The sequence below is a fragment of the Vibrio sp. Vb1554 genome (assembly GCF_033344235.1).
Map to the genome: position 1 here is coordinate 212,179 of NZ_JAWPOJ010000003.1, position 18,279 is coordinate 230,457.

18 protein-coding genes are annotated in these 18,279 nt (G+C 44.3%); 13 read left to right on the forward strand and 5 right to left on the reverse strand.

Going from position 1 to position 18,279, the window contains the following annotated elements:
• Window positions 1-52: 52 nt before the first annotated feature.
• Window positions 53-946, reverse strand: coding sequence for a LysR substrate-binding domain-containing protein (locus tag R8N28_RS04510; protein ID WP_033906699.1), 894 nt, complete (start codon window positions 944-946; stop codon window positions 53-55).
• Between the two features lie 128 nt (window positions 947-1,074).
• Between R8N28_RS04510 and R8N28_RS04515 the strand changes: the two genes are divergently transcribed.
• The 6 genes from R8N28_RS04515 (at window position 1,075) to R8N28_RS04540 (ending at window position 6,360) form a co-directional block, all read left to right on the forward strand.
• Window positions 1,075-1,998, forward strand: coding sequence for a DMT family transporter (locus R8N28_RS04515; protein ID WP_033906700.1), 924 nt, complete (start codon window positions 1,075-1,077; stop codon window positions 1,996-1,998).
• Between the two features lie 99 nt (window positions 1,999-2,097).
• The gene (locus R8N28_RS04520) at window positions 2,098-2,544 is read left to right on the forward strand and encodes an SRPBCC family protein (RefSeq protein WP_005375065.1); all 447 of its coding nucleotides are present in this window, start codon (window positions 2,098-2,100) and stop codon (window positions 2,542-2,544) included.
• A gap of 83 nt (window positions 2,545-2,627) precedes the next feature.
• Complete coding sequence (locus tag R8N28_RS04525) at window positions 2,628-3,380, forward strand: phosphatase (protein WP_005375066.1); 753 nt, start codon at window positions 2,628-2,630, stop codon at window positions 3,378-3,380.
• Window positions 3,381-3,536: 156 nt separating this feature from the next.
• Window positions 3,537-3,926, forward strand: a complete 390-nt coding sequence (locus R8N28_RS04530; RefSeq protein ID WP_005375067.1) for a cytochrome b562 — start codon at window positions 3,537-3,539, stop codon at window positions 3,924-3,926.
• A gap of 219 nt (window positions 3,927-4,145) precedes the next feature.
• Window positions 4,146-4,505, forward strand: coding sequence for a hypothetical protein (locus R8N28_RS04535; RefSeq protein WP_080276971.1), 360 nt, complete (start codon window positions 4,146-4,148; stop codon window positions 4,503-4,505).
• 415 nt (window positions 4,506-4,920) lie between these two features.
• Window positions 4,921-6,360 (forward strand): PepSY-associated TM helix domain-containing protein, encoded by a 1,440-nt coding sequence (locus tag R8N28_RS04540; protein WP_065275487.1) that lies wholly within the window; start codon window positions 4,921-4,923, stop codon window positions 6,358-6,360.
• A 57-nt stretch (window positions 6,361-6,417) separates the two neighbouring features.
• On the opposite strand, the gene R8N28_RS04545 is transcribed toward R8N28_RS04540, so the two are convergent.
• The 3 genes from R8N28_RS04545 to R8N28_RS04555 form a co-directional block, all read right to left on the reverse strand.
• Window positions 6,418-6,801, reverse strand: coding sequence for a VOC family protein (locus R8N28_RS04545; RefSeq protein ID WP_065275486.1), 384 nt, complete (start codon window positions 6,799-6,801; stop codon window positions 6,418-6,420).
• Window positions 6,802-6,812: 11 nt separating this feature from the next.
• On the reverse strand, window positions 6,813-7,742 hold the full coding sequence (locus R8N28_RS04550) for a LysR family transcriptional regulator (RefSeq protein ID WP_033906703.1): 930 nt from the start codon (window positions 7,740-7,742) through the stop codon (window positions 6,813-6,815).
• Between the two features lie 77 nt (window positions 7,743-7,819).
• Window positions 7,820-8,293 carry a hypothetical protein gene (locus tag R8N28_RS04555; RefSeq protein WP_005375082.1) on the reverse strand — a complete coding sequence of 158 codons (474 nt, stop codon included), beginning with the start codon at window positions 8,291-8,293 and terminating at the stop codon, window positions 7,820-7,822.
• Window positions 8,294-8,581: 288 nt separating this feature from the next.
• Between R8N28_RS04555 and R8N28_RS04560 the strand changes: the two genes are divergently transcribed.
• From R8N28_RS04560 to R8N28_RS04575, 4 genes are all read left to right on the forward strand, one after another.
• Window positions 8,582-9,265 carry a spondin domain-containing protein gene (locus R8N28_RS04560; RefSeq protein ID WP_005375085.1) on the forward strand — a complete coding sequence of 228 codons (684 nt, stop codon included), beginning with the start codon at window positions 8,582-8,584 and terminating at the stop codon, window positions 9,263-9,265.
• Between the two features lie 9 nt (window positions 9,266-9,274).
• Window positions 9,275-9,970, forward strand: coding sequence for a spondin domain-containing protein (locus R8N28_RS04565; protein ID WP_005375087.1), 696 nt, complete (start codon window positions 9,275-9,277; stop codon window positions 9,968-9,970).
• Window positions 9,971-10,116: 146 nt separating this feature from the next.
• Window positions 10,117-10,848: a response regulator transcription factor gene (locus R8N28_RS04570; RefSeq protein ID WP_005375088.1), complete on the forward strand. Its 732-nt coding sequence runs from the start codon at window positions 10,117-10,119 to the stop codon at window positions 10,846-10,848.
• A 116-nt stretch (window positions 10,849-10,964) separates the two neighbouring features.
• Window positions 10,965-12,338 (forward strand): sensor histidine kinase, encoded by a 1,374-nt coding sequence (locus R8N28_RS04575; protein ID WP_065275485.1) that lies wholly within the window; start codon window positions 10,965-10,967, stop codon window positions 12,336-12,338.
• A gap of 28 nt (window positions 12,339-12,366) precedes the next feature.
• On the opposite strand, the gene R8N28_RS04580 is transcribed toward R8N28_RS04575, so the two are convergent.
• A complete protein-coding gene (locus R8N28_RS04580; RefSeq protein WP_017635497.1) occupies window positions 12,367-12,882 on the reverse strand; it encodes a superoxide dismutase family protein in 516 nt (171 codons plus the stop codon).
• Window positions 12,883-13,423: 541 nt separating this feature from the next.
• Here R8N28_RS04580 and R8N28_RS04585 point away from each other — a divergent pair.
• The 3 genes from R8N28_RS04585 (at window position 13,424) to R8N28_RS04595 (ending at window position 18,155) form a co-directional block, all read left to right on the forward strand.
• The gene (locus tag R8N28_RS04585) at window positions 13,424-14,833 is read left to right on the forward strand and encodes an aminotransferase class V-fold PLP-dependent enzyme (protein WP_065275484.1); all 1,410 of its coding nucleotides are present in this window, start codon (window positions 13,424-13,426) and stop codon (window positions 14,831-14,833) included.
• Between the two features lie 62 nt (window positions 14,834-14,895).
• Window positions 14,896-15,828: a transporter substrate-binding domain-containing protein gene (locus tag R8N28_RS04590; RefSeq protein WP_017820522.1), complete on the forward strand. Its 933-nt coding sequence runs from the start codon at window positions 14,896-14,898 to the stop codon at window positions 15,826-15,828.
• A complete protein-coding gene (locus R8N28_RS04595) occupies window positions 15,825-18,155 on the forward strand; it encodes a putative bifunctional diguanylate cyclase/phosphodiesterase (protein WP_065275483.1) in 2,331 nt (776 codons plus the stop codon). The genes R8N28_RS04590 and R8N28_RS04595 overlap by 4 nt, the downstream gene beginning before the upstream one ends.
• The last annotated feature ends 124 nt before the right edge of the window (window positions 18,156-18,279 follow it).

Below are 18,279 nucleotides of genomic sequence, written 5' to 3' on the forward strand. Positions count from 1 at the left end.
TGCTCTTCTAACTTTATACTAGTTTTTCAGTGAATGTGCTTAACAAAAGTTTCTAATAGTTGAATGATTGTTGTAGCCAAGATCGCAACAGATGAAACGATTCAAGCTTTAGCTTGTGTGGCGGGCATACAAAGTAAAGCTGTTGATGAGGATTAATGACGGGTTCACCCAGCTCGATTAGCTGACCATATTTGATGTCATCCTTCACAAACAAGCGATGAGTGACCAATAACCCCAAACGACGAGTTGTGGCCTGGACGGCTTGTATCGACATGTTAAAAGTGATTGGTTTTTTATTTTTAGGTCGCTGGATACCCGTCGCGTCCAGCCACACGTTCCAGTCATTTTTCCGTCGTTCGTTAGTAACTTCAATGATGGGATACTGCTTTAAGAGTTGAGTGATGTTTGAGTCCTTGGTCTTCGCTATCAATTCAGGACTGCACACCAAAACCAGTTCATCTTCACTGAGCTTTTCGCAGTAGTAATCCTGCCATTCTTCGGGATTTCCATGCACCAAGGCCGCGTCGATACCTTCTTGTTCTAAATTGAATCTGCCAGACAGGTTTGATAAACGAACGTCTAATTGAGGAGCAAACCCTTGTAAATCTGACATTCGAGGAATCCACCAGTGAAGAGCCAATGAATTCACCATATTGAGCGTAACACGCTGCAAGTTCTGATCTTGGATGAGTGCTTCCGTTGCATCGACAATTTGCTCTAAAGCGGGTGCCACCTTCCTGTAATACTTTTTACCGTCCGCGTTGAGTTGAACTTGTCTGCCTATGCGATCAAATAGAGGCTTGTTGACTTGACTCTCCAGCGATTTAATTGCCTGACTTACGGCTGAGTGGCTCACACTTAATATCTGTGCTGCTTCTGTCATGCTGCCAGACTCAGCTACTGCAACAAATGCGTAGATGGACTTTAAGGGGACTAGTTTCCGCATAATTTAAAAACCGTAGCTGGTGATAGATAAGTTAAACTGTAAGTTTTTCTTACATCAATGGTTAATATTACTCGCTATTTACTATAAGTGATGTCTTTTAAAATGCTCCATATATTAAGGAGTATTGAATGAATGCTGTAAACAAATCTATCCTTTTCATGTTAATGTCTACGTTAAGCTTATCTGTTACTGGACTGTTAGCAAAGCAGTTGTCAGGCGAACTTTCCGTCACACTATTTAGCTTCTTACGTTTTTTGGTGCCTGCGCTTATCTTGCTTATCTTACTTCGTGTGAAAAACCTTACCTTTCCTAAAGCGGGCACGCTAAAGCCTATTTTATTGCGTGCTCTTTGTATCGGTTTGTCACAACTTTGCTTTATCGCGTCATTACAAACGTTAACGCTCGTTGAGGGGGTCGTTTTGTTTGCTACTGGCCCATTATTTATTCCCTTGGTTGAAAAGCTGTTCATGAGGGGGCGCATTCGTGTTTCAACATTGGCGGCTTTAGCAATGGCGTTCACTGGTGTGGTTATGTTGGCGGGCGGCGGAAGTGAGATCACATGGCGAGCGGATTTATTGCTCGGCTTGGCTGGTGGACTCTTCAATTCTGGTTCTCAGCTTACGTTATATAAAGTGAGTAAAACAAATATGTCGCCGCTAGAAATCAACTTTTGGGCGTTTGGTTTTGCTGCCGTATTTCTGTTGCCGCTAACTTTGTTTAACGACTTCGACGTGTTACTTAATATGAGTGTTATGGCGCCTGAGATTTCTTCAAATACGCTGTGGATCGGTATGATGTCTCTGATGATCATTAACACCCAAGTTTTTCGCTCCAAAGCATATAAACTGGCAAGCAGTGGCTCTCAACTTGCACCACTCATTTTTACTAACTTATTGTTCACTGCGGTTTGGCAGAGCCTGTTTTTTGAAGACCGAATGAGTCAAAGTCAAATTGTTGGGATGAGTTTAATAGTGCTCGCAATCATACTGAACACATGTTGGGTTCGCTTTAAGGCGCATCGCAGTGGCGGTTTACAAGCGAGAACTTCTTAGTCTGTCGGAAAATGAAGGGGGCAGGTAGATAAATTGGTCGTGTGGTTTGATTTTTCCTGAGTATGGGCTAGCGTCAAGAAAGGTTCAGGGAGAGAAATCATGCTTACGCTAAATTATTACGTCGAAATTTCGGCGACACCGCAACGAGTGTGGGAAGTGCTAACCGATGTTGAGTTGTATAAACGTTGGGCGCAAGCCTTTTCACCGCAGTCTCAATTTGAAGGAGCTTGGGAAGAAGGAGGTGGCATCACTTTTTTTGATCCAGATATGGGCGGGACAAGGGCGATCATAGATACGGTGCTACCGCTTCAAAAACTTGAATTTCATCATGTTGCCATTTTTAATCCGGATAATCGTCAACAACTCGATGCTGACCTAGCATCTAGGTGGATCGGATCGCGAGAGATCTACCAGATCGATACCAACAACGATCGTTTACTACTCAATGTTACCATTCATACTCACAATGACTTTGTTTCCATGTTTAATCACGGATGGGAAAAAGCCTTACCCTTGATAAAAGCCATTAGTGAAGAGCAAGCTTAGGGTTCTTGCCTATCTTGGGCTGACGATGCGTTGCCTGAAGGTATACAATAGCACGCAAGATAGCGCACCTTAGAGAGTGGATGATGGAATTTAAAGTTGATACCCATACACATACGTACGCAAGTGGTCACGCGTACAGTACCTTGATTGAAAATGCAAAGTTGGCAAAAGAGAACGGGCTGGATATGTTCTGCACGACCGATCACGCAGAATCAATGCCGGGTGCGCCTCATTACTGGTTCTTCTCTAACCAGAAAATTCTGCCTCGCTTTCTTGAAGGCGTTGCGATTATTCGCGGCGTTGAATCTAACATTATGAATACCGAAGGCGACATTGATATTCCACTGAGTGTGGACCGCAACTTAGATTGGGTGATCGCGAGTTTTCATGAACCCGTTTTTCGTCCTGCAAACAAGCAAACTCACACGGAAGCACTTGTTAATGTCATTCAGAGTGGCCGTATTGATGCGCTCGGTCATCTTGGTAATCCAAATTTCGACTTTGATTTTCAGACCGTTTTAGCGTGCGCGAAAGAGCACAATGTCGCGATTGAAATTAACAACACCACTCTGAAGGGCAATAGCCGAGTAGGCAGCGTAGACCGTTGCCACGAGATTGCACAAATCGGGAAAGATCTCGGTGTTTTCTTCACCACGGGCAGTGACGCGCATTTCTGTCACGATGTTGGTAATCTGGATTTGGTTGGAGAGTTAATGGACAAAGTGGGTATTGATAGCAAGAAAGTGATTACTCACACCGCTCAGCAGTTTTTGTCTTTCTTAGCTTTGAGAGGCCGTAAACCAATTGCAGAATATGACAGCATTCTCAACGCATAAACTTGATTACATTTAAGGTATGCACCCGACGCCAGATTGCTTTACACTGCGACCCGGAAATACTCAACTAAGCTAGTTTTTCGCCTCTTATGGCGTAGGTTATTTGGGTGAATAAAGCCGACACAGAATTCGGCACTATAAATGGAGAAGTGAAAAATGTTACGTCCTTTAGTCCTAGGGTGTGCGATTGCGTTTGGCTCAACATACGCAATGGCAGAAGCGGTTGATTTAAAACAAAACATGAAACAGATGAAGATGGAATTCAAACAGGCGGCAGAAGCATCTGATGTCGAAACCATGAAATCTGCGATTGATAGCTTGCAAGCTATTGTTGAACAATCTAAGCGTGGTAATTACCCACCAGAGAAGTTTGATACTTACTTAGAAGGCTTTAACAAGCTGACGGTAACGCTAGATAAGATTGAAGCGGATCTTGATGCGGGCAAGCTACAAGAAGCGAAAGACCAACTGCGTGAAATCGATAGTCTTCGTGAAGAGTACCACGACAAGCGCAATCCAAGCATTTGGAGCAAGTTGTTCGGCTAATTATCTACCGAGCGGAGCATTTGCTCGTGGCAGTGGATTACGTGTTATCTCTAAGTAATGAATGAACACATTATCAGCCTGCCATTTCGGCGGGCTTTTTTGCGCCTGTCAATCGATGCATTCAAGAAAACCTGTGAGGTAGCAACCACTTATTGATACTGTTTTTTGAGCTATCACTCAAAATTGGTTACGCTGTGTGAAATTTGTTAAGTCACCGTTATGCGTAGATTAATTCCTTTTTACCGCTCGATGTTATTTGCTAGTGCTCTCAGTTGGGTGCTAGTGACGCTGATGCCTGTTATCAATGCTCATGGTAACAGCATGGGCGTGTGGGCGACGCTATGTACGCTTAACGGATTTGAGTTGGTCCAAATAGAAGAGGGCGACAATTCGGTCAGCCACAAAGGCAAGCCTTGTCCGTTTAGCCACTTCTCGACTTTTCATCACGATACACTTCCAACGACACCGATACTTTCAAGACAGAGCTTGGTGACTTCTGACAGCTACGCTTATTTGGCTCTAAGTGTGCGATTTGAAACACCAGTTCCTAGAGCGCCGCCAGTTTCCCTTTTCTCATAACAAAAACAATTACACGATACCCAAGTAACCTCGAGATGCTTGGTTCAGCGAGAATGACTCGGTTTGTAGACGCGGCGGCGATTTAAAGGTCTAGTGGGTCTAAATCAAGATATCGACAACAAAGTATACAAGCCAAGGCAACTCGCCCTTCGGGAGCGTGTCATTGCTCCGATTGCTGCTTCAAACAACTTGGAAAGAGTTGTCTATTACACAGCGTTGTTTTCTTTGCACTCGAATCAATGACAACGCTCTGAATCCAGCATCTTGAAGTCACTTGGGTATATAGTCAGCAACACTGCCACTTCGAGCAGTGGTACTCCCAAATCTAAGTCAAATAACGCCGCATACGAATGCGTATGTGTAGGATGCGTTTGACTGAATTTGGGTGTTCAACAATGAAAAAAGGAAAATACACATGTTGAGAAACTCGGCAAAGCCTCAACTCAAGGAAGCCTCACGCGCAAAATCCATCTACTTTATGACGTGGCGATGGCACTTCTACGCAGGTTTGTTCGTCATTCCATTTATGCTGATGCTTTCCCTCACGGGATTGGTGATGTTGTTTGATGACGAAATCGAACTGGCTCGATACGAAGCGACATTACAAGTTTCACCACAAGAGCACATGATTCCTGTCTCTGCACAATTAGAAACCGTAAAGCAGACGTATCCCGATTTTAATGTCACTCAATTTGTACCTGCTAAAACGGCCGATATTGCCAACCGATTCTCGATTCAAAACCAAGAAGGCAGCTCGCTGATTGTTGCAGTAAATCCTTATACAGGAGACATACAGGGCACCATTAATCGTGGTGATAGCATCTATGAACTGATGAACAGCATTCACGGCACCTTGCTCATCGGCGACCTAGGCGACCGTTTAATTGAAATCGCCGCAAGTCTGGGGATTTTGCTGTTGGTGTCTGGTTTGTACCTTTGGTTACCGAGAGACAACGCCAGCCGCGCCGGCTTTTTGAAAATTCGCTTTAACAATGGCCCTCGGATTTTGATGCGTGACCTGCATGCGAATTTAGGTGGTGTGCTGTCGATTGTTCTGTTGTTCTTTTTGATTTCAGGTTTATCTTGGGCAGGGATCTGGGGTGCGAAAATGGTACAAGCTTGGAATACCTTCCCAACCTATTACACATGGGGTGAGAAACCGGAATCCACACTGACACACAAAGACCTGAATCATGGTGCATCAGAAGAGATGCCATGGAACTTAGAGCTTGCTGCTGTGCCTGAATCGAAAGACAAACCCGCTCATGATCATGCCAATATGAAAGAAGATATGGCATACGCAGGCAACCATGATGCGCTCTCTATTGATGATATTGTCCTCAAAGCTGAAATGATGGGCTTCACTGGCTATAAGCTGTTTTTGCCACGCTCTGAGACGGGCGTTTACACCGTTGCAGCTAACTCCATGGGTGGCGATATCTCCGACCCAAGACAAGATCGCACCAGCCACTTTGACCAGTATTCCGGTCGCTTGTTGGTGGATGTAACGTGGCAAGATTACAGCCTATTTGCCAAGTTCATGGCGGCAGGTGTGTCATTGCATCAAGGTGATGTGAGTATATTGAACAAAGTACTCAACGTAGTGTTCTGTTTGGCGTTCATCTTAATCTCAATCACAGGTGTGGTGATGTGGTGGATTCGTAGACCAAGTCGCAGTGCCGCATTGGGCGCGCCACCTAAGTTTCAACAAGACAGTATTTGGAAGCTTGGCTTAGTAACGTTAGTGATATTGTGTCTCGCGTTCCCGATGGGCGGTTTGGCAATTGTTACGGTTCTCGCACTGGATTGGCTGTTGTTCAACCGCGTTGAGAAACTGAAAACGGCGTTGAATTAGTAACAGACAAAGAATGGAATAATAAAAGAGCCTGCGAAGTCGAAGTGCTGGCTCTTTTTATTTCTGGTAAATCTCCAGTGGCAAGCCATCTGGGTCTTGGAAGAAGGTAAAGGCTTTGCCTGTAAATTCGTCAATACGAATTGGCTCAATTTCAACGTCATTCGATTCTAGGTAGACTTTCACTTGCTCAACATCATCAACCAAAAAAGCGAGATGTCGCAGGCCTTGCGCTTCGGGAAAGCTCGGTCTCTCAGGGGCGCCCGGAAAGCTAAACAGTTCAACTTGACTGCCGTCAGGTAAAGCGAGGCCAAGCTTGTAGGAGTCTCTGGCTTCACGATAGTTCTCGGCAATGACTTTCAGTCCTAACACTTCAGTGTAAAAGCGTTTTGACTTTGGGTAATCGCTGCAAATGATCGCGACGTGATGAATGGCATTAAACATGGTTAGCCTCTTCAAGCATGGTTAGTATCCTCGGAGACTAAATGCTCCTTAACGAAGTCGATAAACACACGCAGACGAGCGGGCATGTATTTGGTTTGCGCATACTGCATCGCGATAGCGCCATGATAGTTACTCTTGATCATCCAATCCGGCAGAACCTCCACCACTTCTCCTTGCTCTAAAGCGTCTTTGATCACGAAGTCATGGAAGATCCCAATTCCCAAGCCAGACTTAACCCCGTTCAAGCGCATTTGAGAATGGTTGACGGCGTAGCGTCCACTTACTGCAATCGAGTGGAACGCTTCCTCTTTAAAGAACGACCAGATGTTGTCTTTGTCGTTCTCGGCAAGGTAAATACAGTCGTGCTGCTCAAGTTCAGTGGGATGCTCAGGCATACCATGTTTGGCTAGGTAATCTGGAGAGGCGCACAAAACAAGGTTGGTCTTGCTGATCTCTTTGAGTACCAGATTTTCATCGGGTTTGTCGGTGAGCTTAAATGCGACATCAATGCCTTGGCGGAACAGATCGATCTCACCATCTGCTGCACGCAGCTTAAGCTGAATATTTGGATAACGTTCTAGGAATGGCAACACAAACGGTTGAAGCACCGAATTAAGAAATGCTTCAGGGGCTGCCACTGTGAGTGCGCCTGTTGGCTCGGCATGATCTTCCGCAGATAACTCAACGGCTTGCTGCGCGGCATTCACCATTGCGATGCTTTGGTCGTAAACCTTTTGCCCTGCTTGAGTGATGATCAATTTACGAGTCGTGCGCTCAAACAGCTTGACCGAGAGGGCTTGTTCCAACCGTGTGATCAACTTACTTAAAGCCGATGGCGTTACGCCGAGTTGTTTAGCAGCTGCGGTAAAACTGCCTTCGTTTACCACCAAGATAAACGAAGCAAGGTCAGGAAGTAGGGCAATGAGTTTTGGATTAACCATAATTGTTCAGTTCTGCGCAGCGGAATAACGATATTGTCTGGTACGGTTTCACGAGGTTCAAGTGTCACCGTCTCGCTTTAACGATATTTTGCCAAAAATGCATTGAGTGCAGGCAAGCCAGATTCACCAGCATGGTATTGCTGCCAACAGTGATAAATGGCCGTTTCGTGGTCTGCAATCAACTCGATAGCTTCTCGCTCAGCGATTGAATACTGCTGTGAAGCTTTCACTTCTTCATGCCACTCTCGATACTTGACCTCATAAGGTTCTACCCACTTCAGAAGAGTCGCCACCAACTCTTGCCATGGTAAACCAATCCACTTGGTTGCATCTGCCAAGCCTTTATCCAGCATCTCTTGGTGTCGACTTTCGATATCCATGCCATGTGTTAGCAGTACAGGTTTGAGCTTTTCTGCGGTGAGTTCTTCCACTTCAATCAAGGTTTGCCACAGTGTTTGTTGTTCACTTTGGGCGTAATGGCTCAAGTAGTGGTTGAAAAAAGCGATGCCGTAGATTTCGCCGTAGTAGGCAGACAGAACGTTATGAATCATGCTGAGAATCGTGATTTAAACAGAGAATACCGCATTGTAGGAGGGGAAAGCGCGACGTGTAAATACCTGATTAAGAGTAAAAAAGTGCTGCTGGCAGAATTCGAACAGAACTTGTGAGAATTTTATGAGAATTCGATGAAGTTGCTGATAGATTTGCTCGTCATTCTTAGAGGCAAGAACGCAAAACGTTCGAAACGTAATGCTTAACCTACTCAAGTCACGAACAAAGAAGTAAAGCCGTACACATGGGCTTGGGTAGTTCAACCCTCATTAAAGGATGGAATCACAATGAAAAAACGTACCCAACTCGGACTCGTCATGACTTCAGTCGCAACGGTATTAGGCTCTGCATCAGTGAATGCGGCGGAATTGGAAATCACCGTGACAAACGCAACCAAAGGCATCTACTTTACGCCACTTATTGTTGCTGCACATGGCTCTGACCTTCAAATGTTCAGAACGGGTCAAGCAGCAACGCCAGAACTAGAAGCAATGGCAGAAGGCGGTGATATCTCTGGTCTTGCTAGTGTGATTGGTAACGCTGGTGGTGCGGTGGTTGAGAACCCTGCTGGTGGCATTTTGAATCCGGGTGTTGCAACCACCTTCACCTTAGACAGTGGCGACCACGGATATCTTTCTCTGAGCGCGATGTTGTTGCCAACCAATGACGGTTTTGTCGGCCTAGATAGCTGGAAGATTCCAACGGAAGCGGGTACATACCGAGCAACGCTAAGAAGTTACGATGCCGGTACAGAAGCGAACGATGAACTTGCGTCTAGCATGCCAAACCCACCTTTCATTACGTTTGGTACTGGCGGCACAGGCGTTGAAGCAACGGTAACTAACGACAAAGTCCACGTGCATCCGGGTAACCTTGGTGATAGCGATCCAACCGGTGGCATCAGTGACCTAGACAGCAGTAGCCATCGTTGGTTAAACCCAGTTGCAACCATCACAATCGTTGTGAAGTAAGGGGGATGTATGAAATACAGAATCTTACTAGTAGCAGCTTCAGTCGGCTTGCTCGCCGGTTGCCCAAGCGATGATGATAATGACGTAGTGAAATCGTACCGCTACACCGTCAACGTGGCGAACTTGACTGCGAATCAACCAATGTCTCCGCTCGCGGTACTCACTCACAATGGTGACTACCAACTGTTTGAAATTGGACAAGCCGCATCTGTTGAACTTGAGCACCTTGCCGAAGGCGGCAGTAACGCTGAGCTGATTGAGTTGATGAACAGCAATGACAGTGTTTACCAAGGTATTTCGGGCAATGGATTGGTGTTGCCGGGTGCATCGGACGAAGTCACCATCACGGTTGACCCTAGTCGTTACGGTTACTTGTCTGTGGCGTCTATGTTTGTGAATACCAATGATGCCTTTGTTGGCGAAACGGGGCTATCGCTCAAATCGCTCGCAGTAGGTGAAAGCTACGAAATGAGCATGAACGTTTGGGATTCCGGTACAGAGCTAAACGATGAACTTGCTGCAACCATCCCGGGCCCAGCAGGTGGCGGTGAGGGCTTCAACGCCGCTCGTAATGACAGCAGTGACGCTGTTGCATTCCATGCGGGTGTTGTTAGCCAAGATGACGGATTAGCAAACTCAGCACTTTCTGCGAACCATCGTTTCTTGAACCCAGGTGCGAAAGTCACCATCACTCGAGTCGAGTAACACAGGCTCCGATGACGTCTCCTTTCCAAAGCGTTTGTAGCCGAGCGCTTTATCCCTCATGGCGTCATCGGAAACTTTTTTGAAAGATTTTCTAATTTGTTCCGGTCATGTGCAAAGTGAGGATACTCGAAGGCAAGGAAAGGACCATGGAACAACAGGCAATCAATTTAGTCGCGAACATCTTGTTGGTGGAAGATGACGATGATTTGGCAGAACTGGTTCAGATGCATCTCAAGTTTCAAGGACACCAAGTGTCGCGGGCCACAAATGTCGCCGATGCTAAAACGCAATACCAGCAACAACCCTTTGATTTATTGATCCTTGACCGAGGTTTACCAGATGGTGATGGTCTAGACATCTGTCATTATTTGCGTCAGCAACAAGATTGGAGTCCAGTGCTCATGCTGACAGCGAGAGACGGTGAAATGGACAAGGTTGACGGTTTAGAAGCGGGCGTTGATGACTACATCACTAAGCCATTTAGCGTATTAGAATTCCAAGCACGAGTGCGAAACGTGCTACGCAGAGTCAGCCAAACCGCAGAAGCAAAGGTGGCAAATGAAGTCCTCGACGATGCGATGGATTTTGGTCCGCTGAGAATCATTCCGGAGTTGCACCAAGTATCCCTAAACGACAAAGACGTCACTCTTACCGCGACAGAGTTTACTTTGCTGCAGTTTCTCGCGACTCGTCCGGGCAGAGTCTACAGTAAAGATGAATTGCTCGATCACGTTTGGAACACCAGTCATTCTGGTTATCACCATACGGTGTGTAGCACCATAAACCGTTTACGCAGCAAGTTGTCGTTGTCTGATTCTGATCATCACTTCATTCAAACCGTGTGGGGTGTTGGATATAAGTTTCAGCCAAGACTCTAATGTAAGAAAGTAAGTCAAAACATCAAGCCAAGACAGTAAGTCGGCAGTTGTTTTCACCGTCATTTTTCAATCATCACGGGTGTTGCAAAAACACCGCTGTTTAAGGAGGCGATAGGATGAGCTTCAAATCTCGCTTGGTAGTATTTACTAGCTTGTGGTTCTGCCTCGCGGCGGTGGTGATTGCACTGACTTACAATTGGCAAAAAGAAACCATTGAGTTACGCACCAAGCAAAGCTTGCATAAAGAGCTAGCCAGCCACATGCGTGATGATAACCCGCTGATGATCGGGACGGATTACAACCCTAAAGCGCTCAAGTCGATTTTTCACACGCTCATGCTGATCGGCCCTGACTTTGAAATCTACTTCCTCGATAGCCAAGGCAACATAACCACTCATGCAGCACCGGAAGGAGCGGAGATCATGGGGAAGGTGGATCTCAATCCCATTAAGCAATTCTTAAATGACCAGCCTTTTCCTATTTTGGGTGAAGACCCACGCAATCGTGGTGAGCACAAAGTCTTTTCTGTTGCGGCGATAGAGGAATTAGGCTCTACGGTCGGTTATCTCTACGTGGTGATTGGCAGTACCCGACATGACGCCATTGCCAACGCTCAAGTCGATACCCCTTACATCGCGCTGGCAGGATTGGTTTTAGTGTCCATTTTAGGCTTTGCCCTCGGGGCTTATGTGCTGGTCAAACGTAGTCTATTGAACCCGATTGAGCGTGTGACCAAGCAACTTCAACAGCAAGCTGAACATGATTTCCGCCTGCAACCTGATTTTACTCACCAAGTGCCGGAGCTCGTGCCGATTGCGCACTCTTATCAGATGATGGCAAAGCACATTCAGCAGCAGTTTTTACAGTTGGAGTATCAATCGTCTCATCGTCGTCAAAGCTTGTTGCAGCTTAGTCATGATTTAAAAACGCCGTTATCGAGCGTGCTGGGCTATTTGGAAACATGGCGTTTGCAACATCCGGAATCCGATCCTTTGATTGACGTCGCTTTCCGAAATTGTGAGAAGCTCTCAACTCAACTGCATTCTTTATTAGACGCCGCGCGCAAAGAAGCACCAATGCCAAACTACGAGTACCGCCCCGTGGATTTGGGAGCGTTGATGGCAGAATGTGCTGAAACGATGCAGAGCCAGTTTTCTCGTAAAGAAGTGGTGTTGAAAGTGGATATCGATAGTGAAATCCAAACCGTGGGTGATAAAGGACTCTTAGAGCGGTTGGTGTTGAACCTGCTTGAAAATGCATTGCGCCACAGCCCAATTGGCTCGGAAGTGCATTGCCAAGCGTATTTGAGTGAAGATAAGTCGCGCATCCACTTTACCTTCGTCAATCACATCGAGGAAGAAGCGGAGGGCGGTTCTTTGGGGATCGGGACGAAGATTGTCCAATCGATCTTAATGCTTCACCACAGCTACCTTGAGACCAATGCAACCTCCTCTCAGTATCAACAGAAGTTCACACTTCTCGCAATCTAAAGAGAAGTGTGAGACATAAAGTTAATGTTTATTCAATAACACCACATACGACGCGAGCGCCACCACCACCTAGCTTATTTGGGTGATCGGAGTGATTGTCACCACCTGCATGGATCATTAACGCTCGACCTTTTAAATCCGATAATTTTAGGCGAGGAGCGACAACGGGCTGATTGGCATTGCCGTCCATGTCCACATAGAGTGGAGGCAAGTCGCCTAAATGATTGTCATCGGTCCAAGGATAGCCATGCTTCCCTGTGTTGTTAGGATCATAATGGCCACCTGCTGCGCCGCCTAATACGGTTTTGTCATCCTTTTCTATGCTATCGCAAGATGGATTAGTGTGAACATGGAAACCGTGCACACCTGCTGACAAACCTGATAATTGAGGCGTAAAAACAACGCCATAATCACTTTGTGAAATCTCAATGGTACCAGCGCTCTCATTGGTGTTGAGAGCAGTCATTTCTACCGTTTTTGCTAGCGCGTTAGGGGCGGCGACAAGAGCGGATGCAACTGAAATGCATAGCAATCCTTTTAACATGGGACCTCCTTCTTTTAGGGTGTACGCTCAAGCACATATTAGTGAAAACCTGTTTTACTTATGTCTGTTGAGCGGTGAGTTTATGTCATAGAGTGATGTGTATCACTTTATAGTCTTAAACTGATATCTCGATCCGAAATCAGCTTTCTTTTATTTAGTCTTAACATGTTGAGATCGTTAAGATATAAAAAGAATAGACGCCAATCTTAAAATAGCCTGAATATTTTTAAATTAACGCAAAGTTAAATTTTTAATGACTTTATAACAAAGCTCATAATTGTTTTATAAAGAATTTGGTGGAATTGTCCGCAATAAAGAATAATCAAATTAACGAATATATTAATGTGAACATTGTTGTTTATAGATTTGTGGTCAAACTGTTGCTTATATCATCAAATAAGATAAAAAATTGGAACTAAAGTCACTTAATGGCAGAGGAAAAAATTAAACTCTGATTGTAATGGGTAATAATGTTTTAGTAACAGATAGTTACGCACTTAAAATTAATAATATGGCTAATTTCCGACAAGGATTGAAAAAGATGAAAGACAAGGAATCTATTCAGACTAATAGCAGCCGCCGTAATTTTCTGAAAGGCGCAACAGGAGCTGTTGTTGCTGGTGTGAGTGCTTCCGCTTTCTCAGGCGTAGCTCAAGCACGAGAACAGAAAATTGATTGGAGCAGCCGCGGGCTAGGTAGAAAACATGATAAGCGCTTCTGGCGTAAAGTGCGAAGACAGTTCGTTTTGGACAAACGAACCACTTACATGAACATTGGTACAACAGGTTCAATGCCAAAACATGTTCTTGAAGATTACGAGTATAACAACAAGCTGGTGGCTAAATATCCTTGGGACATGAAAGGCAAATTTGGCTCTTGGCCTTATGTTTCAGAGATGGTTAAAGACGTCGCACCAGGTTTTGGTGCTAACCCAGAAGAGATCATTCTCAGCCGCAACACTACTGATGGCTTATGCTCGATCATTAATGGCTTACACTTTGAACCAGGTGATGTGATTCTAACGACACACCATGAACATATTGCTGCAACATCACCTATGAACGTAGCGAAACATCGTTTTGGTGTGGATGTGGCAGAAATTCAACTACCAGTATTTACTGGTACCGAAAACGTTTCTGAGCAAGATTACATTCAAGCGTTCCGAGACGCGCTTGATGCGAATCAAAACGTTCGCCTAATTGTTTTCTCTCATATCACATACAAAACAGGAACCGCGCTACCAGCAAAAGCCATTTGTGCTTTAGCAAAAGAGTATGGTGTACCTACTCTTGTTGATGGCGCGCATACGGTCGGTATGTTTGACCTTGATTTCCACGATATGGATTGTGATTTCTATGCAGGATCTGGTCATAAGTGGCAGTGTGGTCCGGGCGCGACAGGTATTCTGTATGTTCGTGATAACGGTAACCGTTTGAATGAGTATTGGAGTGACCGAGAGAACCCGTTATGGTTGATCAACTCCTCACTTTCTCATGCTGATTACCTAGGTAAACAGCTGCAAATGCAATACATTGGTAACGATAACTATCCTGCGAAACAAGCACTAGTTGATAGTTGCAAAATGTGGGATGAGATTGGTCGAGACCGTATCGAAGAGCGAGTTGTAAGCCTTGGTAGTTTATGTAAAACCTTGCTTCAAGAGTACTTGCCACAAGCCAAAATGTATTCACCAAACGTGGAAGGCTTAACCAGTGGCTTAACGACGGTTAACCCGTTCTCCGATGTAACTAATGAAGAGATACTGACGGAATTCCGAGATCGTTTACGTGAAGAGTATGGTTACATCATCCGTACGACTAGCTTTAAGCTGCATAAGGATGATGACTTTGATACTTACGCGCTGCGTATCTCTACGCATTTGTTCCATGACGAACAAGATGTGGAAGGGCTCGTAGTGGCGATGACGAATTTGTATTACTCGTCGTTCTAACATCGTTGTTTATCACTCAAGCGCCCATTATTGGGCGCTTTGTGAAAGGTAAGGATATTATTATGTCAGTCATAACATTCAAAAGAACTTTAGCGACGGTGGCGCTCATGGTTACCTCTGTTGCGTCGTCTGCCGCTTGGTCAGACGATTTACAACAAATCCGTGAACGCGGTGTACTGCGTCACATTGGTGTCCCGTACGCTAACTTTGTCTCCTATATTGAACAAGGTGAAGTGGAAACTTTGACTGGCTTGGATGTAGAGATAATAAAAGGTTTTGCCAAGTCGTTAGGTGTTCAGTACCAGTATGTTCCAGCACAGTGGAGCGACGTGGTTGGTAAGTTGACAGGGCAAAATGTGCAATATCACAACAAGCAGGCTGTTGTCGGAGAAAGTGTTCCAATTGAAGGCGATTTGATCGCAAATGGCGTTACTATTCTTGATTGGCGTTCTGAGGTTGTCGATTTTTCACAAGATTATTTTCCTTCAGGTGTATGGTTGGTTTCCAGATCCGACTCTAGTCTGAGCCCGATTAAACCAAGTGGGTCGGTCGATGAAGATGTTAAAAACGTCAAGCAGCTGATCGATGGTCGCGAAGTGTTAGCTTTAGAACATTCTTGCTTGGATCCTAACCTTTATGACTTATATGACACAGGTGCAAAAGTTATATTACCTGATGGGGCGCGTCTCCTTAATGAGATGGTTCCAGCGATAATGAAAAATGATGCGGAAAGCACATTATTAGATGTTGCGGATACGCTAATTGCCCTCGAAAAATGGCCGGGTGAAATAAAAGTCATTGGCCCTATATCTGAGAATCAAAAAATGGCTGTTGCATTCCGTAAAAATTCCCCTGAATTACGCAAAGCATTTGATCGTTATTTAGACTCGATAAAACAAGACGGTTCATACGAAAAACTAGTAAAAAAATACTATCCATCTATTTACTACTTTTATAACGATTACTTTATAGAAGATAAAAAGAAACTCCGATGAATAAGGCCGTTAAAAAATTTTCCAGTAAAAGATTTATTACAATAAGCGCAATATTAGTTTCAATTTACTTAGCTATGCTTATTACTGTGACTAGCGTAGGTCAAAATAAGTTAAAAGAATCTCAATACAGAGAACTAGATTTAAAAGTAAAAAGTTATGCAAGCACACTCGATAATTTATTTACCATAGCGAGTGAAGATGTTGATAATCTAGCTACAGATAAAACAATACAAACATTCTTTGGTAATTTAGCTTCTGGCATGTCAATGGAGTATGGATTAGGAGCCAGTCTAATTAATTTAAAGCGTCGCTTCGATGAGAAGATAGACAGTAAGCTAATTAATAGCAGCCAAATCTATAAGAAGCTCACGCTGGTAGGCAGTGATGGAGTCACCATTGTCACCACTGGATCTGAAAACCTTGCCGAGCACAAAATGGACATACAAACCATAATGACTCAACACGGGCATCCCGAAGAGGTTTGTGCGACGCGATACAATGATGACGTTCGCATTCAAGTCATTAAGCAAGTTAAGTTCTCCGGAAAGCCTGTTGCTTTTTTAATTGCCGATCTTAATAAGAATATTGTTATTGACCAACTTACTAACCAAGAACACGAAGATAGTTATAGCCGAATGGTGCTAAAAATAAAAGACGTGGAAATGGTTGTATGGGATACCATAAATAAAACACCTTCTCACAATAAGGATGAGAACTATTTCGTTTCTGAGGCTGTAGACGGAAAAATTTACTTTGAAGTGCCTGTGGATAAACATCACTTTAAATTGATGGCGTGGTTCGAGCCTTTGAGTGAACGAGATATATTTACATCACGGCTCTTTATTATTGGTTTGAGTATTCTGGCCGTTATGATCGTCATTGCTTTATGTTATGCATTCATCACGAACAATAATAGGATTGAATTGAAAATTAAGCTTGAGGAAGAAAAAAAGCGTAAAGATATTCTTTCTCAACAGAATAAAAAATTAACGAACGAAATTGAACGTCGAAAAGCGTCTGAAAAAGAACTCGCCTTCCAAGCTAAATATGACACATTAACTAATTTGCCTAATCGTAGTTATGGTTCCGAGCGATTGGCTTTGGAGTTAATTAGGGCATCGCGTAGTGGGTCTAAAGTTTTGGTGATGTTCATCGACTTAGACCACTTCAAGCAGATTAACGATTCAATGGGACACTTTGTTGGGGATGAAATCCTTAAACTCAGTGCTCAGCGACTGTATCAAGTCGCGAGAAAAACAGACTTATTGGCGAGAATTGGTGGGGATGAGTTTTTACTCGTCATCCCTGATTTGCCTGATAATGATACTGCAAAGCGAGTTGCTTCAAGTGTACTTTCGGCGTTTAACGATCCGTTTGTTTGGAACAACCATGAATTCTTCTTGAGTAGTAGCGTCGGAATGTCTGTGTTCCCGGATGACGGAGACAACGCTGAGCAGCTTCTTGCATGTGCAGATATGGCAATGTATCGGGCGAAACAAGATGGGCGTGATGGCTTTTGTTTTTATAACCATAATATGAACCAAGATTTGCAACGCTATTTGGATCTGGAAAATCGTCTGAGAAGTGCGATCTCCAATCAGTTGTTAGAGCTGTATTATCAGCCAATTATTGAGCTGAGTAGTGGTAAAATCGTAGGGGCAGAAGCGCTAATGCGTTGGAATGATGACAAGTACGGATTCGTAAACCCTGAAGAGTTTATCTCTATTGCAGAGAAAAATGGTTTAATTCATCAAATTGGTGAGTTTGCTATTCAACAAGCGTGTCGACAAGCGGCACAATGGCAGAGTCTGACTCCGTTGTTTGTTTCTGTAAACTTTTCTAGTGTTCAATTTAGGTACTGCGAGCGCTTACTTACGTTTATTAAACACAGCGTTGAGGAGTCTGGTCTTCCGTCAGATAAGTTCGATATTGAAGTGACAGAAAGTCTCCTCTTCAATCACGATTCTGAGCTATTAGACATGCTTAATAACTTACGAGCGTTAGGCACCAAACTTACTATTGATGATTTTGGTACTGGTTATTCTGCGCTGAGTTACTTGCAGAAGTTTCCGTTCGACCGCTTAAAGATTGATCGTAGCTTTATGCAAAATATGTTCGAGAACGACTCAGACCGCGAGCTTGTGAACGTAATCATAGCAATGGCGAAAGCGCTGGATCTTAAGATCGTCGCAGAAGGCATCGAAGAACAGCGTCATGTGGATTACCTGAAAAACCTAAACTGTGAGTTCGGACAAGGTTTCCACTATAGCCGACCATTACCTGCTAAGGACTTTGAAGCACTTTTGGCTAAGCCTACCTGGCTATAATTCCTTTTATAACAAACTCATAGAAAAGCATTAATCGAATTTGTGCCTAGGATTCATTAATGCTTTTCCACCTTAAGGTATAATCCTTCCTCCTTCCTTGAATTACACTACAATTAATTGATGA